This is a genomic window from Azospirillum halopraeferens DSM 3675 (assembly GCF_000429625.1).
Classification (GTDB): Bacteria; Pseudomonadota; Alphaproteobacteria; order Azospirillales; family Azospirillaceae; genus Azospirillum; species Azospirillum halopraeferens.
Window position 1 is genome coordinate 476,009 of record NZ_AUCF01000001.1, and the last position, 22,062, is coordinate 498,070.

The window sequence follows — 22,062 nt, forward strand, 5'->3', positions numbered from 1 at the left end:
GGCCGCAGACGAAGGGCGAGGGTCACTTGCCGGGCAGCAACGTCGTTATCGTGGAATCGCCGGCCAAGGCGAAGACCATCAACAAATACCTGGGGTCCGACTATACGGTCGTGGCCAGCTTCGGGCACGTGCGCGACCTTCCGGCGCGCGACGGCTCGGTGCGGCCGGACGAGGACTTCGCGATGGAATGGGAGCTGGGGGAGCGCTCCCGCCGCCACATCGACGAGATCGCCAAGGCCGTGCGCGGCGCCAAGCGCGTCTATCTCGCCACCGACCCGGATCGCGAGGGAGAGGCCATCGCCTGGCACCTGACCGAGGTGCTGCGGGACAAGAAGCTGCTGGACAAGGTCGACGTCCAGCGAATCACCTTCAACGAGATCACCAAAAGTGCGGTGCAGGCGGCCATCGAGAGCCCCCGCGCGGTCAGCCGGGAGCTGGTGGACGCCTACCTGGCGCGGCGCGCGCTGGACTATCTGGTGGGCTTCACCCTGTCGCCGGTGCTGTGGCGCAAGCTGCCGGGCTCGCGCTCGGCCGGCCGGGTGCAGTCGGTGGCGCTGCGCCTGGTGTGCGAACGCGAGGCGGAGATCGAGGTTTTCCGCCCGCGGGAGTACTGGTCGATCGAGGCGCTGTTCGCTACCGCGGCCGGCGCCACGTTCTCCGCCCACCTCACGCAGCTTGACGGCAAGCGCCTGGACCGGCTGGGGATTCCCGACCGGGAAACGGCGGAGGCCGCGGTCGCCCGCATCCGCACGCAGCCCTTCACGGTCGCGTCGGTGGAACGCCGGCAGGTGCGGCGCAACCCCTACCCGCCCTTCACCACCTCCACCCTGCAGCAGGAGGCGTCGCGCAAGCTCGGATTCGGCGCCACCCGCACCATGCGGGTCGCCCAGCGGCTCTACGAGGGCGTCGACATCGGCGGCGAGACGGTCGGTCTCATCACCTACATGCGAACGGATGGCGTCTCGTTGTCGCAGGAGGCGATCACCGCGTCGCGCGGGCTGATCGGCTCCCTGTGGGGCGACCGCTACGTGCCGGAGGCGCCGCGCATCTACAAGACCGCCGCCAAGAACGCCCAGGAGGCGCACGAGGCGATCCGCCCCACCGACCTGTACCGCAAGCCGGAGAGCGTCGCCGCCTATCTGGAGAGCGACGAGCTGCGCCTCTACGAACTGGTCTGGAAGCGCACCGTCGCCAGCCAGATGGAGAGCGCGGTGCTCGACCAGGTGGCGGTCGACCTGGCGTCGCCGTCGCGCGACGTGGTGCTGCGCGCCACCGGCTCCATCGTCGTCTTCGACGGCTACATGCGCGTCTACCAGGAGCAGGACGAGGACGCCGCCGGCCCCGCCGACGACCAGGACCGCCGCCTGCCGGCCATGGCCGAGGGCGACGGCGTGGAGCAGCGGGAGGTCACCCCGACCCAGCATTTCACCCAGCCGCCGCCCCGCTACACCGAGGCGAGCCTGGTGAAGAAACTGGAGGAGCTGGGAATCGGCCGCCCCTCCACCTACGCCTCCATCCTGCAGGTTCTGCAGGAGCGCGACTACGTCCGTCTCGACAAGCGCCGCTTCGTACCGGAAGACCGCGGCCGTCTGGTCACCGCCTTCCTGAAGAATTTCTTCAACCGGTACGTCGAGTACAATTTCACCGCCGATCTGGAAAACCAGCTCGACGACATCTCCGGCGGCGCCATCGACTGGAAGACGGTGCTGCGCGAGTTCTGGCAGGCCTTCATCCAGGCGGTGACGGGAACCAAGGACCTGACCATCACCCAGGTGCTGACCACCCTGGACGAGGAACTGGGCGCCCACTTCTTCCCCGGAGAAACCGCCGAGGACGCCGCCCGGGCCCGCGTCTGCCCCAAGTGCCAGCAGGGGCGGCTGGGTCTGAAGCTGGGCAAGATGGGTGCCTTCATCGGCTGCTCCAACTATCCGGAATGCCGGTACACCCGGCCGCTCGCTGTGGCCGGTGAGGACGCGCCGGAGGCGTTGGACGGCCCCCGCGACCTGGGGGATGATCCGGAGACCGGCCTGCCCGTCAGCGTGCGGCGCGGCCCCTACGGTGCCTATGTCCAGCTCGGCCCGCCCCGCGGCTCCGAGGAGGCGCCGCCGCCGGCCCCCGCCGCCGGGGAAAAGCCGAAGAAGGGCAAGAAGGCCAAGGACGACACGCCCAAGCCCAAGCGGGTGTCGCTGCCCAAGTCCCTGGCACCGGCCGAGGTCGACCTGGACACCGCGCTGCGCCTGCTGGCGCTGCCGCGCGCCGTCGGGCCGCATCCCGAAACCGGCCAGGAGATCCAGGCGGGCATCGGCCGCTTCGGCCCCTACCTGAAGCACGGCACCGTCTACAAGTCGCTGCCGCCCGATGACGACGTGCTGACCATCGGCCTGAACCGCGCCGTGGTGCTGCTGGGCGAGGCCGCGAAGAAGGCCGCCGCCACGCCCGGCCGGGTGCTGGGCGACCACCCGAAGACGGGCAAGCCGGTCAGCGTCGGGGCCGGCCGCTTCGGCCCCTATGTCAAGCACGGCTCCCTCTACGCCTCCATCCCCAAGGGGACCGATCCCGAATCGGTGACGCTGGAACAGGGGCTGGAGTTGCTGGAGGCCAAGGCTGCCAAGGACGCCGCCAAGAAGGGCAAGGCCGCCCCCGCGGCCGCCGAAGACGACGCCCCGGCCGAGACGGCTGCGAAGCCGAAGGCGACAAAACCGAAAGCGGCCAAGCCGAAAGCCAAAAAGTCTGAAAAGACGGCCGACGCCGGTGACGAGCCGGCCACGCCCAAGCGGAAGGTGGGAACCTGATCCTGCCGCGGGGGAGGACGTTGTGCCTCCCCCGTCGCGTATGGGGGCGATGAGCGGGGCGACGCGACCACGTTCCCCCGGTCCCTCGATGCGATCACCCCGTCCGGGCCACCGCCTCGCGCGGGCCGTCCCGTGTCCCCGCGTCGTCCACGATCATCTCCACGGCGCGCGCCGCGGCGTCCATGAACGGCGCCAGCGCCAGGTCGGCGCCGTGGCGCAGCACCTGCTTGCGGTCGCGGGCGTCGTGGCAGGTCAGCGCGATCCGCCCGCGGAAGCCCGCGTCGCGCAGCCCGTGCACCAGGGCGACCCGCGGGTCGGCGTTGGACAGCACGCCCGGCGCCGGGGGGATTGCCACCACCACCCATGACGCGTGGGTCAGAGGCAGGGCGGCGAGGAAGTCGGGGTCGCCGGCGTCGCCGTAGAGCCCCGGCTGACCGCGCAGCTTCCACCGCCGCAGCGCTTCCGGGTCGAAGTCGATGCCCAGCACCGTCACGCCGCGGGCAAGCAGGCCCTTGGCGATCTCCCGGCCATAGCGGCCGAGACCGAACAGCACCACCTCGTACCGGTCGCCCAGCACCCCCTCCTCCGCTTCCTCCTCCCGGTGCGGGTTGGTCCGCTCGAACGGGGACAGGAAGCGTTCGACCATGGCGTACAGCTCGTGGGAGTAGACGATCATGTATGTGGACAGCGTGATGGTCACCATGCCCACCAGGGTCACCAGCCCCACCGCCTCGCCGCCGACGTGCCCGAGCGCCACGCCCATGGCGATGAAGATCAGCGAGAATTCGCTGATCTGCGCCACGGTCAGGCCGGCCAGGAAGCCGGTGCGCTTGCGGTAGCCCATGTAGCCCATGATCGCCAGGACGATCAGCGGGTTGCCGATCAGCACGAAGGCCGAGAGGATCATCGCCGACGGCACCTGGGCACCGAGATGCTCCAGGTCCAGGCGCACGCCCAGTCCGATAAAGAAGAACAGCAGCAGGAAGTCGCGCAGGCTGGTCAGGCGCGAGGCCACCGCCTCGCGGTAAGAGGAGGAGGCAAGCGAGACACCGGCCAGCAGGCCGCCCAGTTCCTTGCCGAAGCCCATCCAGTCGCCCAGCGCCGCCAGGGCGACCGCCCAGCCGATGGCGAAAGTGACCAGCAGTTCCGGAACGCGGGCCAGCCGGCGCAGCAGCGGTTCGGCGACGTAGCGGATGAACAGCCCGACGCCCGCCAGCATGACCACGCCGCCGGCCAGCACGCCGGCTACCCCCCAACTGCCGTCGCCGCTCTCCGCGCCGATGCCGACGGCGGACAGCGCCACCATGGCGACGACCACGGCAATGTCCTGGACGATCAGGAAGCCCAGCGCGATGCGCCCGTGCAGGGAATCGATCTCGCGCTTGTCCGACAACAGCTTGACCACGATGATCGTGCTGGAGAACGTCAGGGCCACGGCCACATACAGGCTGGCCACCGGGTCGAGGCCGAGCATGAGACACAACGCGAAGCCGAAGGCGGACGTGAACAGCACCTGCCCCACCCCGGTCGCCACGGCGACGGCGCCCAGACTGGTGACGAGCTGGATGTCCAGCTTGAGCCCGACGAGAAAGAGCAGCACGGCGATGCCGATCTCGGCCAACAGCTCCACATGGTCGAGCGACTGGACCATGCCCAGCACATCGGGTCCGGCGACGATGCCGACGGCCAGGAAGCTGACGATCAGCGGCTGGCGCAGAAACATGCCGATCAGGCCGATGACGCAGGCCAGGACCAGCAGGGCCGCCACCTCATCGAACATCGAATGAAACTCGAACATCCCTTCTCCCCGGGGGGCGCCCGCACCCCTGCCGACCGCGACCGCCGGTCCGCGCGCAACCCGTTGCACGCGCGCCCATACTGCCACACGATGTCCCATGCCCAAAGCCAAGCCCGCTCCCGCCGCCTTTCCGTCCCGTGAAGACGTCCTCGCCTTCATCCGCAACAGCCCGGTTCCCGTCGGCAAACGCGAGGTTGCCCGTGCCTTCCGCCTGTCCGGCTCCGCCGACCGCGAACGGCTCAAGGAGCTGATTCGCGACCTGGAGGCCGGCGGAGCGGTGGAGCGCGGACGCGGCAAGCGCGTGGCGCCGCCGCAGGCGCTGCCGGAAGTGGCGGTGCTGGAGGTGACCGGCGTCGACGCCGACGGCGAGGTGCTGGCCCGCCCGCTGACGTGGGCCGGTGACGGCGCGCCGCCGCGAATTTTCATGATGCCCGAGAAGAAGGGCCACCCCGCCCTGACCGCCGGCGACCGCGTGCTGGCGCGCCTGTCGCGCATCACGCCCGGCCTGTACGAGGCGCGCACCATCCGCCGCATCGAGGGGACGACCGGGCGGATCGTCGGAGTCTTCCGGATGGGACCGGAAGGGGGGCGGATCGTCCCGGCCGACCGGCGCAACGCGGCGGAACTGGCGGTGCTGCCCGTCGACGCCGGCGGGGCGGAGGATGGCGACCTGGTGTTGGCCGACGTGCTGCCGGCCACCCGGCTCGGCCTGGCGCGGGGCCGCGTGGCGGAGCGGATCGGCCCGTCCGCGCAGCCGCGGGCTTTCTCCCTGATCGCCATCCACACCCACGGACTGCCCACCACCTTTCCCCGCGCCGCGGAGGCTGAGGCGGCGCACGCCGCCGTTCCCCCGCTGCGCGGCCGCACCGACCTGCGCGGGGTGCCTCTGGTCACCATCGACGGCGCCGACGCCCGCGACTTCGACGACGCCGTGTGGGCCGAACCGGACGGCGATCCCGCCAACCCCGGCGGCTGGCATCTGGTGGTGGCCATCGCCGACGTGGCCTATTACGTCCGCCCCGGTTCGGCGCTGGACCGGGCGGCCTTCGAGCGCGGCAACTCCGCCTATTTCCCCGACCGTGTGGTTCCCATGCTGCCGGAGGCGCTGTCGAACGACCTCTGTTCCCTGCGCCCCGGCGAAGAGCGGGGCTGCCTGGCCGCCCATCTGTGGATCGGCGCCGACGGCACGCTGCGCCGCCATCGCTTCGAGCGCGCCCTCATGCGCTCCGCCGCCCGCCTCACCTACGAGCAGGTGCAGGAGGCGCGCGACGGCCGGCCGGACGAGGTGACCGGGCCTTTGCTGGAGCCGGTGCTGGCCCCGCTGTACGGCGCCTTCACGTGCCTGTGGGAGGCGCGCCGGCGCCGCGGCACGCTCGACCTCGATCTGCCGGAACGGCGGGTGCGTCTGGGTGAGGACGGCCGGATCGCGGCGATCACCGTGCGCGAGCGGTTCGACAGCCACCGGCTGATCGAGGAGTTCATGATCAGCGCCAACGTCGCCGCCGCCGAAAGCCTGGAAGCGGCCGGGGCGCCCTGCGTCTACCGTGTCCACGACCGGCCCGCCCCGGACCGGCTGGAAGGGCTGCGCGAATTCCTGGACGGGATCGGCTACACGCTGGCCCGCGGCGATTCGCTGCGGCCCGAGCATTTCACCCGCCTGCTCCGCCGGGCCGACGGCACGCCTGAATCGCCCCTAATCAGCGAGATCATCCTGCGGGCGCAGGCGCAGGCGGTCTACAGCCCGGAGAACATCGGCCATTTCGGGCTGTCGCTCGGCCGCTATGCCCATTTCACCTCGCCGATCCGCCGGTACGCCGACCTGCTGGTGCACCGCGCCCTGATCCGCGCCCACGGGCTGGGCGTCGGCGGGCTGGACGACGCCACCATGGCCGCATTGGGCGATGCGGCCGATCACGTCTCGATGACCGAACGGCGTGCTGGCACCGCTGAGCGCGACGCCCTCGACCGCTACACCGCCGCGCACCTGGCGGACCATGTGGGCGCCACCTTCAGCGGACGCATCACCGGCGTCACCCGCTTCGGCCTGTTCGTCCGCCTGGATGAGAGCGGGGCCGACGGGCTGGTCCCCGCCTCCACCCTGCCCGACGACCGTTATGACCACGACGAGCGCGGCCACGCGCTGGTCGGCCGGCAGTGGGGCCGCATCTTCCGGCTGGGCGCCCCCGTCAAGATCGAGGTGAAGGAGGCCGACCCGCTGACCGGCAGCACCCTGTTCCGGCTGACCAACCCCGATGGCGCCGATCTGCCGTGGCAGTCCGGCCACACCCCGCGCACCGCCGCCATGGGAAGCGGGACGGACCAACGCCGGAAGAAGCATGGCAAGCGCGCAACATCTCGTGGGAAATAGATCACAAGGCATTCGGATGTCACGAATGTCCCACCATCCGCCCGTTCGAAAGTGCTATCACTCGCCCGTTCGATGACGGGTCGGCACCACGGCCGCGGCAACGCCGCCGCAACGTACGCCCCGCCCCTCGTCAGGAAGGGAGTTCGTTCGGCACGCCATGGTCACTGGGCTTCCCCGCTGCTCGCGTCCGCATCGCTCCGGCGCGGTTTCCTGCGCCGCCCTGGCAGCCATCGCCGCCACCCTGTCGGCCGTCACCCCGGCCGCCGCGGCGGAGCGCCGCGGATCGACCCTTCCCTACATCAGCGAGCATGTCTTCGCCGTCGGCTATCACCGCATCGCCGAGGCGTACATCCAGCCGGTGGATATGCACCGTCTGGGCTTCGACGGGCTGAAGGCGCTCAGGACCATTGATCCGGACGTGGACGTACAGCGGGACGAGGCAGCCGTACGCGTGTACACCTCCGGCCGGCCGGAGGCCGTGTACGCCTCCCCCCTGCCCTCGTCGGCGGGCGGCTGGGCAACCCTGACCGCGACCGCGGTCGAACGGCTGCGGGCCCGTTCCGCCACCCTGCGCGACGCCTCGCCCGAGCGGATCTACCAGGCGGTGTTCGACGCCGTGACCGCCGACCTCGACGGCTACTCGCGCTATGCCGGTGCGGCGCGCGCCACCAGCGAGCGGGCGCAGCGCGACGGCTACGGCGGGATCGGCGTGGTGCTGGACAGCATGGGCGGCCGCCACGCCGTGCGCACCGTCGTGCCCGACGGACCGGCCGCGCGCCACGGGGTGCGCGACGGCGACATCGTCGTCGCCATCGACGACAAGCCGGTCGCCGACCTGGACGAGACCGCATTGCGCGATCGCCTGCGCGGCCCGACGGGCACGCTGGTGCACCTCACGCTGCGCCGGGATGACGATTATTCGTTCCGCCGCGTATCGATCCGGCGCGAGCGCGTCGTGCCCAACACCGTCACCCATGCGGTCGAGGCGGGCGGTGTCGCCGTCATCACCGTGGAGCGCTTCAACGCCGCCACAGCGGCGCGCCTGCGCGAAGCGGTTGCCGAGGCGGTGCGGACCATGGGGCCCGCGGCGCGCGGCCTGATCCTGGACCTGCGGGGCAATCCCGGGGGTCTGCTGGACCAGGCGGTGTCGGTGGCCGACCTGTTCATCCCCCACGGCCGGATCATCTCCACCGAAGGGCGCCACCCCGACAGCCGGCAGCGGTTCGACGCGGCGTCCGACGATGTGGCCGGCGGGCTGCCGCTGGTGGTGCTGGTGGACGGCCGCTCCGCCTCCGCCGCCGAGGTGGTGGCCGCGGCACTCCAGGACAGCGGCCGTGCCGTCGTGGTCGGCGCCTCCTCCTTCGGCAAGGGCAGCGTCCAGACCGTCACCCGCCTGCCCAACGACGGCGAACTGTTTCTGACGTGGAGCCGCATCTACACCCCCGCCGGCTACACCCTGCACCGCCAGGGCGTGCAGCCCGTGATCTGCACCAGCCGCGATCCGCTCGACGCCGAACGGCTGCTGGAGGATTTGCGCGAGGGACGCGCCCGCCTGCCGGCGGAGGTGTCGTCCTGGCGGGCGGCGGCGGCCGACGACGAGACCGCGCTGAACCACCTGCGCGCCGCCTGCCCGTGGAAGGACCACGCCCCGGATCTGGACGTCCAGGTGGCCCGCCGCCTGCTGTCGGAGCCGGGGCTGTACACCCGCGCCCTCGCCATCGCCTCGACCACCGTGGCGGAGCGCTGAAAACCCTTGCCGGGGCTTGACATGGCGCGTGGGGGCGGTATCTTCCGCGCCTACGTCGCCGCCCCGCCGGGCCGGCGGGATACGGATTTTGTCGGGATTTCGATCATGGCCAAGCAGAACACCGTCCTCATCAAGCTGGTGAGCACGGCCGATACCGGTTTCTTCTATGTGAAGAAGAAGAACCCGAAGAAGACCACCGAGAAGCTGTCGTTCAACAAGTACGACCCGGTGGCGCGCAAGCATGTGGAGTTCAAGGAATCCAAGATCAAGTAAGGATTCCGGTCCGCGACGTGCCGAATATGAAAGGCCGCCCTTCGGGGCGGCCTTTCGTCTTTCAAACCATGGTGCGCTGCCGCCCCGAAGGGCGGTGCCCTATCCCTCGGCGTAAGGATTCTTGCCGCGCCGCAGGACCAGGCGGATCGGCACACCCGGCATGTCGAAGGTTTCGCGCAGGCCGGCGATGAGGTAGCGCTGGTAGCTGTCCGGCAGGTCCAGGGGCTTGTTGACGAACAGGGCGAAGGTCGGCGGGCGCGCCTTCACCTGCGTCATGTAGCGGATCTTGACGCGCCGCCCCTCGACCAGGGGGGGCGGATGGTGCTCCACCACCCCTTCCAGCCAGCGGTTGATTCGCGACGTCGAGACCCGGCGGTTCCACACCTTGTAGGTCTCCAGCACCGCGTCCAGCAGCACGTCCAGCTTCTGTCCCTTGAGGGCGGAAATGGTCACGGTGCGGACGCCCTTGGCCTGGGCCAGGGACGCCTCCAGCTTGTCCTCAAGCTGCTTCAGGGCCATGGCGCGGTTGTCGACCGCGTCCCACTTGTTGAGCGCGACGACCAGCGCCCGGCCCTCCTGGATCACCATGCGGGCGATCGTCAGGTCCTGCTTGTCGAAGATCTGCGTGGGGTCAATGACGATCACGACCACATGGGCCATGCGGATGACCCGCAGCGCGTCGGCAACCGCCAGCTTCTCCACCTTGGCCTCGACGCGGGCGCGCCGGCGCAGGCCGGCCGTGTCGACCAGACGGAAGGGGCGATCCCGCCACATCCAGTCCACCGCGATGGCGTCGCGGGTCATGCCGGCCTCGGGGCCGGTCAGCACCCGCTCCTCGCCGATCAGGCTGTTGAGCAGGGTCGACTTGCCCACGTTCGGGCGTCCGACGATGGCGATCTGGATCGGCTTGGAGAGGTCCTCCTCTTCCTCCGGCTCCTCGTCCGCACCCTCGCCCTCACCTGTTGCACCGGGCTCGCCGTCGGCGGGAGCCGCCGCGGCAACCTCCGGCTCTTCCGTCTCCGGTTCCTCGGGGACGAAGGGCAGCAGCGCCTCGACGAGATCGGCCATGCCCTCGCCGTGCTCGGCCGACAGGGGCACCGGGTCGCCCAGCCCCAGCTCATAGGCTTCCATCATGCCCGCCTGGCCGACGCGCCCTTCCGCCTTGTTGGCGACCAGGATGACCGGCGTGCGGCCCTTGCGCAGCCACGCGGCAAAGTGACGGTCCAGCGGCGTGATGCCGGCGCGGGCGTCGATCAGGAACAGCGCCACGTCGGCACGGTCCAGCGCCATCTCCGTCTGGCGGCGCATCCGCGCCTCCAGACTGTCGTCGAACGCCTCTTCCAGTCCCGCCGTGTCGACCACGGTGAAGGACAGGCCGCCCACATGACCGTCGGCGGAGCGCCAGTCGCGGGTCACGCCCGGCGTGTCGTCGACCAGCGCCAGCTTCTTGCCGGCAAGCCGGTTGAACAGCGTCGATTTCCCCACGTTGGGGCGGCCGACGATCGCCACGGTAAAGGTCATGGAACCCGATGCCCCGTCCTGGTCGCGTGCAGTCCCGTCACCGGTAGGCGACGAGCGTGCCGCCGTCCGTCAGGACATAAAGGGTGTTGTTGGCAACGACCGGCGGCAAGTAGGCGGCGCCGGGAAGCGTGTAGCGGGCCTGCACCGAGCCGTCTTCCGGCGACAGGGCAAGCAGCTGGCGGTTCGACCCGGCCAGCCACAGCCGGCCGCCGGCCAGCACCGGGCCGGCCCAGGTGATGCGCCCCTCGCGCCGGCGCGCGTCTTCATAGCGGTCCAGCGACACCACCCATTTCGCCCGGCCGGTCTGGCGGACGAGGGCGACGACCTCGGCGTCGTTGTTGACCACATAGACGAAGTCCCCGGCGACCCACGGCGTCTCGACGCCGCCGATCTCCTGCTCCCACACCCGGGCGCCGATGCGCTCGTCCACGGCGACCATGCGGCCGGAGTGGCTGATGGCGAACACCAGACCGCGGTCGACGACCGGCAGCCCGCGGATGTCGGCCAGGCCGCTCAGGGCGCCGCTGCGGCGGATGGCGGCCAGGTTCTCCTGCCAGGCGATGCGGCCGTTCTCGGGGCGCAAGCCGAACAGCTCACCCGAGGAGAACGGCGCCACCACCAGGTTGGAGGTGACCGCGGCACTGGAGGAGCCCAGGAGGCCCGCGGTTTCCAGCAGGCCGGCATGGGTCCACAGGGCGTCGCCGTTCTCGGCCGACAGGACGGACAACTGGTTGTCCACGGTGACCACGTAGACACGGCCGCCGGCCATCGACGGCGCGCCGCGCACCGGGCCGGACACCCGGCTGCGCCACAGCACGGTGCCGTCCCCGGCGTTCAGCGCCAGAACCTCCCCGAAACCGGTGGCGGCGAAGACACGGCCATCGGCGGCGGCAACGCCACCGCCGGTGGCGTCACCCCGCTCCCGCTCCGGGCGTGTTCCGACCTGCCACAGGCTGCGACCGGTTTGGGCGTCCAGCGCCGACACGTTCGATTCCGCGTCCATGGCGTAGATCCGCCCACCCGCCACCACCGGCGGCGTCATCAGCATGCGGGCACCGCCGGAACCGCGGCCGACGTCGCCGCGCCACGCCTCGGCCGGAGCGGCCGCCAGGGCCAGATGGCCGGGTGCATGGTCCGGCGTGCCGCCGACCTGCGACCAGGTGTCGTTGGCCACGGCCGGCGGCAACACCACGGGCATGGACGCAAGGCCGGGGTCCGCCTCGACCCGCGATTCGCGGACCAGCACGGGAATGCGTTCACCCGGCAGCGGCGGTGCATCGGATTTGCCGAACCAGCCGCCCACCGTATCACAGCCGGTGAGCAACAGGCCGAGGAGGGGTGCCGAGAGCAGTGCGGCGCGGACGGAAGGCTTCCGGGTCATCGGGTCTTGCCGTAAAGGGCGGCCAGGTCGGTCGCCCGCGAGCGCACGCCCGACGGGGCCGACGCATCGTCCGCCAGTTGCTGGAACAGGGTTTGCGCCCGCTCGGTGTTGCCGGCGCGGGCGGCGAGCAACGCCTCCATCTCCCGCGCCGAGAACCGCCAGGGACTGGTGTCGGCGCTGAGCGGCTGCAGGCGCGCCGTGAGCGCGGCCGGGTCGCCGGAGCCGAGCTGGTGCATGACCGACAGGAGCGTCGCCAGGTCACGGTACGCGGTGTCGGCAACGGTGTCGGCGGCCACCCGGTCGTAGATCGCCACGGCCGCCGCCCGGTCCCCCTTGCCGGCGAGCAGCGCCGCCTCCTTGAGGCGGGCCAGCGTCGCCACGTCGGACCCGCCGCGGGCCGCGACGGCGCTCAGCGCCTCGATCCCGCGGTCCGGGCCGGCCGCCGCGGCGTCCACGGCGGCGGTCAGGGCGGCGGTCGCCTCCTCGCGCTGCGACTGCTCCCGGGCGGTCCAGATGTTGTAGCCGGCAACGCTGCCGACGAGCACCACCACCACCGCGATGGCGATGCCGCCGTAGCGCTTGAAGAGCCGCTCCATCCGGTCGCGGCGCAAATCCTCGTCGACTTCGCGGAAAATATCGCTCATGGCCCTACAAGCGGCGTGCGGAGGGGCGGACGACGGCCGGCCGGCGCCCGTGTTCGGAAACTCAAGCGGGCCGGATAGCAGACCCCCCGCCGCCGGTCAAGGCCGAGTCCGGCGTCAGCCCGCTTCCTTCCACTTGATCGAGCAGCCCATGGAGGGAATCTGGTCGGCCGGCCCCTCGCCGGTTTCCGCGATCCGGCACATGGCGTGGTACAGTTCGCGCGGGGCGTCCGGGGCCGCTTCGCGCCGCGACGCGTCGAGACGGCCGCGGTACTGCAGGCACAGATCGGCGTTGAAGCCGAAGAAGTCCGGAGTGCACACGGCGTTGTAGGCACGCGCCACCGCCTGGCTTTCATCCAGAAGGTAGGGAAAGGTGAAGCGGTGCCGCTCGGCGAAGCGCTTCATCTCTTCGAAGCCGTCCTCGGGATAGCGCTCGGTATCGTTCGACATGATCGCCACGGCACCGATGCCGTGGGCGGCGAGGTCGGTCACGTCGCGGACGATGCGGTCGATCACCGCCTGCACATAGGGGCAGTGATTGCAGATGAACATGACCAACGTCCCGCGGGGACCGCGGACGTCGGCCAGTGTCCGGATGCGCCCGTCGGTACCGGGCAGGCTGAAGTCGGCCGCCTTCCGGCCGAACTCACAGATGGGGGTCTCCGCCGCCATGGTCCTCTCCCTGCTTCCCGGTGGTTGCGTGCCGCCCGCACGGGAGCCGACGGGCTCCGGCGGGCGACCACCAAGGTAAGGCGGGACGGCGGGTTGTCCAACACGCAATCGCGGTGCAATCGTCGCGGCCGGCCCGGAAGGCGCCGCGGTGCGGCCGGTCAGCCTGCCATGGACGCGGCGGCGATCACCGCCTGGGTGCGGTTCTTCACCCCCAGCGATTTGAAGATCGCCGTGACGTGGATCTTCACCGTGCCTTCCGAAAGCCCCAGTTCGTAGGCGATCTGCTTGTTCGACTTGCCGGCCCGCAGGCAGTCCAGCACCTCGCGCTGGCGCTGCGTCAGGCCATAGCCGCCGGAGCGGTCACCCGCAGCGTCGGGCAGCCGGCGCCGGGTGCCGGCGTCGGCAGCGCCCCCCCCGAAGGTGATGGCACCCGGCGGGACATAAATGCCGCCGGAGAACACCAGGTTGAGCGCGCCCATCATGACCTTCACGCTGGACGACTTCGGAATGTAACCCGTGGCCCCGAAATCGAGGGCGCCCCGGATGTCGCCCAGGGATTCCGATGCCGACACGACCACCACCGGCGTGCCCGGCTGCAGGTCGCTCACCTCGCGGATGCCTTCGAAGCCGGGCCAGCCGGGCATGTGAAGATCCATGAGGACGACGTCGAAGCGATCGTCCGACCGGCAGTTCTCGACGACTTCTCCGAAGGTGCCGGCCTCGACGAAGTCGGCATCCGAATGAAGCTGCTCAAGCAACCTGCGCAGCCCCTCGCGGAACAGCAGATGGTCGTCACCGATCAGAATTCTCATGGCTCCCGTCCATCGTTTGCGGCCGGCCCGAAGATCAAGCCGTTCCCGGATGATGCGTTGCGGTGTCATGACTGCTACCACAATCGGTAGTGTATCTGTATATCGACAAGCGCCATAGTCCGTTTGAAGCCATCGACCATCCTCCGGTGTCATCGTCATTTGACCCGAAGCCATGGCACCTCGACGAACGTCATAGAGGACCCCCCAACCATCGGGATCGCGAACGCGCACGCATCGGGACGAGCGGAGAAGGCGCACGTCTTCCGTGGTGTTCAGTTAGGACGTACCCGCCATTGGTGCATGATGCGCGGCCTTCAACGGCTTTCCGCCGCCGCTTTCGGGTAGGTCAACTACCCCGGTGCTGCGCCGATTGGAGAAAAATCGGTTCGGTTTACCCGAAATGGCGCCAGTTATTCCGCCTCATTCGCCAGAATCGGCAACAGAAGTGTTATCACGCGGACGGCTTCAGTATCCGTTCAGCTTGGGTTGACGCTGTTGAATGATAAGCTATCGTTTGATTTACAGTATCAGCGGTGAATTTATAAACTGAAGATGACACTGTCAAGTTTTTTTGCAGTTTTTAATCGGACGAGACAGAAGGTTGAATGAACGTTTATGCGAAATCGCTAACACAAAGAGGCCGGACCCCAGAGAACGCCGCTGCCCCCCGCGGGCCAGCCGTGGACGCCCAAGGAAAGCCAGAGCTGACCCAATGCACATGCACCATGAGTACGCAACGGAAAGAGCACTGCACCCGCCCAGCAACACCCCGGTGACCGCCATGCACGTCTGCCTGATTCTGGACAACGACGCCCTAACGGAAACGGTGGTTACGGCGCTGGAAGGCGCCGGGCGGCATCGCGTGACCGTGTTCCACGACATCGCCGAACTCACCCAGAGCACGATGACGCCGGACGCGATCCTGATCGGGTTGCAGCAGTTCACGGCGCTGCGCGAGAACGAGCCGATGGTGTACCTGCGGCTGTCGCGCCGCTCACGCATCATCGTCGTGCTGTCGTCGCGGGAACTGCTGGACGCCGCGCACATCCTGGCGTTCGCTGACGCCTGGGTGTTCGAGGACATCAACGTCGACCGTATCAATGAACTTGTGGAACTGGGGCTTGAAGGCCACTGCCTGATGCCCCGGCAGTTCCTGTCGCGACTCGGCGTGGACGAAATCCGCCTGACGCTGTTGCCCCGTCTGTCCGAACCCGAGTTCGAAACCCTGCGTCTGCTGGGCGAGGGGATGAACAACCGCACCATTGCCGGCCGGCTCGATCTGTCCGAGGCCATCATCAAATCGCTGGTGCGCAGCGTCCTGTCCAAGCTGCATTTCCGCAACCGCACCGAGGCCGGTGTCTTCGCCGCCCGCCAGCACGGCGCCCTGCTGAACGCCCGCCGCGGCGACGCCCGGCCACTCGACCGCACGGGCACCTGAGCGCATCGCCGGGACCCCGATACGAAAAAGCCGCACCGGAAGGCCGGTGCGGCTTCGTATCGGATCCGGGGCCGGCGACGGCGTCGGGCCGTGCCCGAGTCATCACTGTTGGGCGACGGCGGCTCCACCGGTGGCGGCGGACGCTCCGGCGAGTTCTCCGCCGATACCGTTGTTCAGGGCCCAGATCGCCGCCTGGGTGCGGTTGGAAGCGTTGATCTTGCGCAGCAGGCTCTTGAGGTGGACCTTCACGGTCGCCTCGGTGATGTTCAGATGATTGGCGATCATCTTGTTGGAGTCGCCGTTCAGCAGACAGCGCAGGATCTGCACCTCGCGTTGCGACAGCCCTTTGCGCGACACCGGCATCTCGGCCCCGTTGCCGTTCACCCGGCCGCTGATGAGCAGCGCCGCCAGGTGCGTCGGGAACACCTTCTCGCCCATCATCACCAGCTTGAGCGACTGGGCCAGCGCGTCCGACGACAGGTCCTTCATGAGGTAGCCGTCGGCACCGGCCTCCAGGGCGTTGGCGAGACGCCGGGTGCACAGCTCGCTGGTCAGGATCACCAGCCGCGTCTTGGGCAAAAGGGCGCGCAACCGCCGCATGCCTTCCGCCTCCTCGTCGCCGCCATTGGCAAGGTCGAGCAGGACGAGTTGCGGATGCAAGCCGCCTTCGACGATGCCGACCGCTTCGCGCAGGTTGCCGGCTTCCGACACGATCTGGAACGGCGAATCGTCCAGAAGCCGCTTCAATCCTTCGCGGAACAACTTATTCGAGTCGATCAGGAAGGCACGAACTGGTTCCATCGTCTGCTCCCGCGGTATACCGACAATTGCTGCAAGAAAGGTGAGTCTGCTCTTAGCCTCAACGATTTACGGATTTCCCGATTGCGCCTCTCGTCCGGCAGGTTCGTGCCGTTATTTAGGGGGAGCTTACCCCCGGGACGCTTTCGCCGATACCTCTCTGTGGTGTTAACAACAGAACGCATTGGACATATGCGATCCGCGTTGTCCTCTTGAAAGGCCATAAGGGTTTTCTTGAAGAGTACTCCGGTGACTTTCGCGTGACTTATTTTGAGAAAACCTTCCCCTTTATCGCAGAATTTCAACACCATTGGCTAAGGAAAGGAAGCGACTGCACGCCGAGGTACGTCCCCCGGGCAGCCCGGACTGTGGCCGGCGAGGGTTCGGTGCCGGAAGGCACGGTCCCGCGGCATGACCTTCGTCGGATGCGTGCAAACCGGCCACCGCATGTTACCGCGGTGGCCGGCTGATCATCCGGAACAGGAAGATGGTCCGTAAGGGCGCCTTCCGGTTCAGCGCGTATCAGATCGCGCCGCGCTCCTCGGCAATGCGCATCAGCACGTACTGGCGGGCCATCTGATTGCGGAAGCGGTAGCGGATACGGCCGGGTTCGGGCATCGCCACAAGCACGGCGCCGTGGTCATCGCCGGTCAGGCGCTCCAGCAGTTCGGCAACGTCGCGGCCCGGTGCGGCACCGTCCGGACCGGTCATGTCCGCCGGGTCGAAGGCGCCATAGGCGTCCGCCGGGCACAGGGCGGCGGCGTGCAGGACGTCCTCCAGGGTGTCGCGGCGGCGCCCGGCCAGCGCCCGGTTGTAGGACTCGACAATGCCCCGTTCCGCCTCCTGCAAGCAGCGGCTGACGGCGTAGGCCAGGTCCTCGCGCCCGACGTCGCGCGCCCCGCGGCTGAAGGCGCTGCGCGCCGAATGCAGTCCGAGGAGTTGCGCATAGTACGGCAGACCGCGGGCGAAGTCGGCGATTCGCCGCACGGCGTCGGCGGCAAAGGACAGACCGGCGTTCTCCGCGCCCGCATGGATCAGCCGTTCGATCTCCTCGTCGCTCATCAGGGGCAGGTGGACCGGCACCAGGGATCGCTGGATCGACGGATGCTTGCCCAGGAGCTGGTCGAGATTCTCCGCCACGCCGACGACCATCAGCGTCATGGGGATGGAGCTGTCCGTCAGGTTCTTGAACAGCTCCGCCAGCTTGTTGCGGAAATCCTCGTCGGTCACCCGATCGTACTCGTCGAGGATCAGCAGCACATGGGTGTTCTGGATGGTTTCCAGGACATCGTTCAGCTCCGTCACGCTGAAGGTGCCCTCGGGCAGCAACTCGGCGAAGCTGTTAAAGGTGCGCCGGGATGCGAACGGGCTGTCGGAGCCGGAGCGGTAATAGGTCGACGGGATACGCTTCAGGACGTGGCGGAAGATGTCCTCGAACGTGAGTTCGCCGCTGCACGTCATCTTGATCGCGAGATAGCCGGCCTGGGCGGCGATCTGTTCGATGGCGTTGGACAGCGAGGTCTTGCCGCGCCCGCGGTCGCCGAACAGAATGACGTGCGCCCGCTCCTCCTCCACTGCGGAGATGATCCGCTTCAGGGTGGCGTTGCGGCCGACGAACAGGGAATTGAGCTGCTTCTTGGGGCGCGTCGGCGTGAAGGCCTCGCGCAGGATGCCGTTGACCTCCGGCGTCAGGCCGGTCAGCAGCGCCGCTTCACCGCCGCGCTGCGGCTTCAGCGCGCTGGAAACCGGAAACGCGAAGCGCGGCAGGTCGACCGCGTCGCCGGCGGGGGGAGCAGCCGCAGCCGGCGGCAGCGCCGGCGCAACCGGCGCGCGGCGTTCCGGACCGGCGGCCGGCACCGGACGCAGCCGCGACGGTGCCGCGGGTGCGGTCAGGCGGGCGGCCGCCACGGCGGCGGCAGCCGTCGCCCGCGCGGCGGCGTCGGACCGTGCCTCACCGCGCCCGGCCGCATCCGGCCGGATGGTCGCCGCAGCGGCGTCATGTTCCGGTGTGTCCACGCCACGCCGCTTCCGAAAGAAGTTCCGCATCGCTTGCGCCTCAGGGCCGTCTGAACCAGCGGCGGCGGCCTGCCGTGACCCGGCGCACGGGACATCACCCGCGCCGATCCACGGAGCCGCCGCCACCCCCTCCATGTAGGGCATGAAGGTGACGCCAACTCCCCGGGATTTCGGATACTATACGGACGCGGGGCCCCCCTCCCCCCGGGGGTGCGTCCGGCCGGTGATGCGGCGGGGGAACCACGTTAACCCGTTCGCTCCGCCTGACTCCGGCGTCGTGGGCGCCAACATCAGGACGACGCGAACGTCTGCGCCGCGGTTGGGACGCCGTCCCGCCTACGCTTACTGCCCCAACGCGTGACCGACCAGGGTCCAGGCATACAGGGTGACCATCAACGCGATCAGCGTCGCGACCTCGCTCAGGAATTTCAGGACCGTCATGGCGATCTCCCGTCCGTCGTCTGTTCCGTCGAATGCGGTTCTCCCCGGGGCTGATTGGAACAGTGCCAGAACAAGCAGCGAACAGCAACCGCAAAGTTCGCACTTCGTTCCACGCTCTGCGATTCCGTTCCCCGCTGCGGCGAACGGGATTCCGGAACTCGTGCTCACCAACGCCCGCATCGTCGGTGCCGACGGGGTGTTCACCGGCACGCTGGTCGTCCGCCGGGGGCGCATCGCCGCTGTGGACGATGGCCGCTCGCACCTGGCCGGCGCGGTCGACCTGGACGGCGACCACCTCGTGCCGGGTCTGGTGGAACTGCACACCGACAACCTGGAACGGCACCTGATGCCGCGTCCGGGAGTGGTCTGGCCGGCACCGCTGACCGCGGTGCTGGCCCACGACGCGCAGATCGTGGCGGCGGGCATCACCACCGTTCTCGACGCGGTGTGCGTCGGGGAACACCGTGACGGCGGCGGCCGGCGCGCCATCCTGGACGCTTCCGTCGAGGCCATCCGCACCGCGCGCGACGAGGGCTTGCTGCGGGCCGACCACGCTCTGCACCTGCGGTGCGAGGTGGCGGACCCCGACGTGCTCGACCTCTTCGCACCCTTCGCCGACGATCCGCTGCTGCGCCTCGTGTCGCTGATGGATCACACGCCCGGGCAGCGCCAGTGGACCGACCTGACGGTCTACCGCCGTCTGCTGGTGGCCGAGGGGTGGGCGGAGGCGGAGGTGCCGCGGCTGGTGGCCGGGCGGGTGGAGGCGCAAGCGCGCTTCGGCGCCGCCCATCGGCTGGCCCTGGCCGCCCATTGCCGGCGCCGCGGCATCGCGATGGCCAGCCACGACGACGCCACGCCCGAGCATGTGGCGGAGGCCGTCGCCGACGGCATCCGCATCGCGGAGTTTCCCACGACGCGCACCGCCGCCGAGGCGGCCCACCGCGCCGGCCTGTGCGTCGTCATGGGGGCACCCAACCTGGTGCGCGGCGGCTCCCACTCCGGCAACGTGGCGGCGGCGGATCTGGCCGCGGCCGGCCTGCTGGATGCCCTGTCGTCCGATTACGTCCCCGGCAGCCTGCTGGAGGCCGCGTTCCGACTGCACACCGCCCTGGGCCACCCGTTGCACCGGGCCCTCGCCACGGTCTCGGCGATCCCGGCGGCCGTGCTGGGGCTCGACGACCGCGGTTCGCTGGCCCCGGGGCTGCGCGCCGACGTGGTGCGGGTTGGCAGCGTGCGCGGCCATCCGCTGGTGCGCGCGGTATGGTGCGCGGGCGAGCGCCGGGCCTGACGGCGACGGCCGACACGCTCCCGCCGGGCCGTCCTCACCAGCGTCCGACGGCCCGGTTGGCCTCGTCCAGCAGGGCGATCACCTCTGCGTCCTCCACCTGGTGGAAGTCGGCGTAGTAGACGCCGACGGCGCCGAAATCGTCGGGCCGCAGGGGGCAGACGACGGCGTCGACGCTTCCCGCCAGCGCCTCGAGCGTGTCGGGAGCGCCCACGGGGACGGCCATCACCAGCACCGCCGGCCCGGCCCGCCGCACCGCCCGGAGGGCGGCGCGCATGCTGGCCCCGGTGGCGATGCCGTCGTCCACCACGATGGCGGTCCGTCCCGCGACGGCAAGCGGCGGGTGCTCGCCCATGTAGAGGCGCCGGCGCCGGGCGATCTCCGCCAGTTGCCGTTCCGCCTCCGCCGTGATGTAAGCCTCGCTCACGCGGGCCAGGCGGCACACCTCCGGGTTTGTCACCGTCTCCGGCGTCGGGCCGTCAACGACGGCACCGGCCGCCAGTTCCTCGTGCCCGGGCACGCCGATCTTGCGCACGAACAGGGGGTCCATCGGGCAGCCCAGTCCCTTCGCCACCTCGACACCGACGCCGAGACCGCCCCGGGCCAGGGCAAGTACGACGACACCGTCGCCCCCGCCGTAACCGGACAGGAGCGGTACCAATCGGCGGCCGGCATCCCGCCGGTCGGTGTATCGGTCACGGTTTGCGACCATGGTCGCCTCCCCGTCCGGTCTCCCTCGACTACTTCTCGGCGTAGGTGGTGTGGCCAGCGACATTCTGGCGAAGGATGGCCAGCGACAGGCCGGCCGCCAGCGTTGCCGCAAGAAACGCCTGGATCAGCAGCATAAGCCCCAGCCGGGTGCCCGGCAACAGGTCCTGGCTCTCCAGTGCCCAGGTCAGGGACGCGAAGAACAGGATGGCCAGGAAGACTCCCATGCCCTTCAACGCCCGGCCGGCCATGCCCAGGATGAAGCCATAAAGGATGATCAGTGTCATCCCGATGAAGAGCTTGACGGCAAGGTAGGTCGTATCGGCGGCGAACAGCCAGTCGACGTAGGAGTAGCCCGTGGGGTTGTACGTCGCCGTGATCATGGCGAAAAGGAACAGCCAGCGGATGATGAAATCCGACAGCTTGAACCTTCCGGCTGCTGCGGCCATGAACGCCCCTCCCCCTGTACCGGTGGAGGTGTAATGCAACGGTACGGGAGGATTCCAGCGCCATTTCGCGGCGCCGGCGTCAGCTCAGCCGTTCGAGAAGACTCAGCAGGTGATCCCGATCCTGCGCAGACAGGGGTTCCATGATGCGCGCGTGCGCTTCCGCCACCCGTGGCAGCAAGCCGGCCACCAGGGCTGCACCGCTGTCGGACAGGCGCACGCTCTTGCGGCGCCGGTCCCGTGGATCCGTATGGCGTTCAACCAGATCACGTTCGATCAGGCGCATCACCACACCCTGCGTCGTCGCGGGGTCGATGGAGGTCAGCCGCCCCAACCGCACCTGCGACAGGGGCCCCTCGGTGTTCAGGGTCAGCAGGATGGCCCACTGGGTGGTCGTCAACTGCTCCTGTCCGAGGCAGTCGTTGAAGATCGCGCCGGAGCGCTGGAGCACGCGGCGCAGCCGGTACTGGATGCGTTCCGCCAGGACGAATTCCGCGGGCAGACCCGTGATGTTGACCTGCTCGGTCCCGGCCTGCTCCGACGACGGGGCGGCATCGTTCATTCGACGCTCCGACGCTGCGCGGCGGATGCGCGCATTGCACGCTCCGGCCCCGGAATGCAGGGGCGGGCTGTTGAGCCGATTGCCCGATACGCCAACCTCAACATGTCCGTTCGCTTTTCATTCTATCGACGATTGTTCAAGACATCACAGCGTGAAGGTCCGGTCAAGACCAAATGAACACCAGCATCGCACTTGAACAAATGATACGAAGTCTCTTCGCAAACATGCTCGAACACAATCAATGGCAGATCAATTCGAACACACGCGAGAAATTTAATTTCATTACTTGCGTTTCAAAATATCGTAATTCTCCACAAGCCGAACAAGGGCATTGCTGCCGGCTGCCGGCCGCGGCGGATGCCG

17 protein-coding genes are annotated in these 22,062 nt (G+C 69.2%); 6 read left to right on the forward strand and 11 right to left on the reverse strand.

Features of this window, described 5'->3' with window-relative positions; translation table 11 throughout:
- Positions 1–26 precede the first annotated feature (26 nt).
- Complete coding sequence (gene topA / locus G472_RS0102320) at positions 27–2,792, forward strand: type I DNA topoisomerase (RefSeq protein WP_029007075.1); 2,766 nt, start codon at positions 27–29, stop codon at positions 2,790–2,792.
- A 94-nt stretch (positions 2,793–2,886) separates the two neighbouring features.
- Here topA and G472_RS30825 read toward each other — a convergent pair whose 3' ends face one another.
- Positions 2,887–4,590: a cation:proton antiporter gene (locus tag G472_RS30825; protein WP_051340191.1), complete on the reverse strand. Its 1,704-nt coding sequence runs from the start codon at positions 4,588–4,590 to the stop codon at positions 2,887–2,889.
- 97 nt (positions 4,591–4,687) lie between these two features.
- Between G472_RS30825 and rnr the strand changes: the two genes are divergently transcribed.
- The 3 genes from rnr to rpmG all read left to right on the forward strand — a co-directional run bounded on the left by rnr (position 4,688) and on the right by rpmG (position 8,978).
- Complete coding sequence (gene rnr / locus G472_RS30830) at positions 4,688–6,958, forward strand: ribonuclease R (protein ID WP_084536379.1); 2,271 nt, start codon at positions 4,688–4,690, stop codon at positions 6,956–6,958.
- A 157-nt stretch (positions 6,959–7,115) separates the two neighbouring features.
- On the forward strand, positions 7,116–8,705 hold the full coding sequence (locus G472_RS0102335) for a S41 family peptidase (protein WP_029007076.1): 1,590 nt from the start codon (positions 7,116–7,118) through the stop codon (positions 8,703–8,705).
- 105 nt (positions 8,706–8,810) lie between these two features.
- Positions 8,811–8,978 (forward strand): 50S ribosomal protein L33, encoded by a 168-nt coding sequence (gene rpmG / locus G472_RS0102340; RefSeq protein WP_029007077.1) that lies wholly within the window; start codon positions 8,811–8,813, stop codon positions 8,976–8,978.
- Positions 8,979–9,077: 99 nt separating this feature from the next.
- Here the strand turns inward: rpmG and der are convergent, their stop codons facing one another.
- The 5 genes from der to G472_RS0102365 all read right to left on the reverse strand — a co-directional run bounded on the left by der (position 9,078) and on the right by G472_RS0102365 (position 14,005).
- Entirely contained in the window at positions 9,078–10,499 is a 1,422-nt protein-coding gene (gene der / locus G472_RS0102345; protein ID WP_029007078.1) for a ribosome biogenesis GTPase Der, read from the reverse strand.
- A gap of 37 nt (positions 10,500–10,536) precedes the next feature.
- Positions 10,537–11,880 carry an outer membrane protein assembly factor BamB family protein gene (locus G472_RS0102350; protein WP_029007079.1) on the reverse strand — a complete coding sequence of 448 codons (1,344 nt, stop codon included), beginning with the start codon at positions 11,878–11,880 and terminating at the stop codon, positions 10,537–10,539.
- A complete protein-coding gene (locus G472_RS0102355; RefSeq protein ID WP_029007080.1) occupies positions 11,877–12,524 on the reverse strand; it encodes a tetratricopeptide repeat protein in 648 nt (215 codons plus the stop codon). Before G472_RS0102355 ends, G472_RS0102350 begins: the two co-directional genes overlap by 4 nt.
- 114 nt (positions 12,525–12,638) lie before the next feature.
- Entirely contained in the window at positions 12,639–13,193 is a 555-nt protein-coding gene (locus G472_RS0102360) for a thioredoxin family protein (RefSeq protein ID WP_029007081.1), read from the reverse strand.
- Between the two features lie 158 nt (positions 13,194–13,351).
- Positions 13,352–14,005: a response regulator transcription factor gene (locus G472_RS0102365; RefSeq protein ID WP_029007082.1), complete on the reverse strand. Its 654-nt coding sequence runs from the start codon at positions 14,003–14,005 to the stop codon at positions 13,352–13,354.
- 781 nt (positions 14,006–14,786) lie between these two features.
- Here G472_RS0102365 and G472_RS0102370 point away from each other — a divergent pair.
- Positions 14,787–15,443 (forward strand): response regulator transcription factor, encoded by a 657-nt coding sequence (locus G472_RS0102370; RefSeq protein ID WP_035690905.1) that lies wholly within the window; start codon positions 14,787–14,789, stop codon positions 15,441–15,443.
- Between the two features lie 102 nt (positions 15,444–15,545).
- On the opposite strand, the gene G472_RS0102375 is transcribed toward G472_RS0102370, so the two are convergent.
- Together G472_RS0102375 and G472_RS30835 are read right to left on the reverse strand one after the other, a co-directional pair.
- Positions 15,546–16,244, reverse strand: a complete 699-nt coding sequence (locus tag G472_RS0102375) for a LuxR C-terminal-related transcriptional regulator (RefSeq protein ID WP_029007084.1) — start codon at positions 16,242–16,244, stop codon at positions 15,546–15,548.
- A 519-nt stretch (positions 16,245–16,763) separates the two neighbouring features.
- The gene (locus tag G472_RS30835) at positions 16,764–18,257 is read right to left on the reverse strand and encodes an ATP-binding protein (RefSeq protein ID WP_245593362.1); all 1,494 of its coding nucleotides are present in this window, start codon (positions 18,255–18,257) and stop codon (positions 16,764–16,766) included.
- A 601-nt stretch (positions 18,258–18,858) separates the two neighbouring features.
- Here G472_RS30835 and G472_RS0102390 point away from each other — a divergent pair.
- Positions 18,859–19,986, forward strand: coding sequence for an alpha-D-ribose 1-methylphosphonate 5-triphosphate diphosphatase (locus tag G472_RS0102390; RefSeq protein ID WP_245593363.1), 1,128 nt, complete (start codon positions 18,859–18,861; stop codon positions 19,984–19,986).
- Positions 19,987–20,020: 34 nt separating this feature from the next.
- On the opposite strand, the gene G472_RS0102395 is transcribed toward G472_RS0102390, so the two are convergent.
- The 3 genes from G472_RS0102395 to G472_RS0102405 all read right to left on the reverse strand — a co-directional run bounded on the left by G472_RS0102395 (position 20,021) and on the right by G472_RS0102405 (position 21,699).
- Positions 20,021–20,695, reverse strand: coding sequence for a phosphoribosyltransferase (locus G472_RS0102395; protein ID WP_029007086.1), 675 nt, complete (start codon positions 20,693–20,695; stop codon positions 20,021–20,023).
- Positions 20,696–20,723: 28 nt separating this feature from the next.
- Complete coding sequence (locus G472_RS0102400; RefSeq protein ID WP_029007087.1) at positions 20,724–21,140, reverse strand: DUF6524 family protein; 417 nt, start codon at positions 21,138–21,140, stop codon at positions 20,724–20,726.
- A gap of 79 nt (positions 21,141–21,219) precedes the next feature.
- Complete coding sequence (locus tag G472_RS0102405) at positions 21,220–21,699, reverse strand: MarR family winged helix-turn-helix transcriptional regulator (protein ID WP_084536382.1); 480 nt, start codon at positions 21,697–21,699, stop codon at positions 21,220–21,222.
- Positions 21,700–22,062 lie beyond the last annotated feature (363 nt).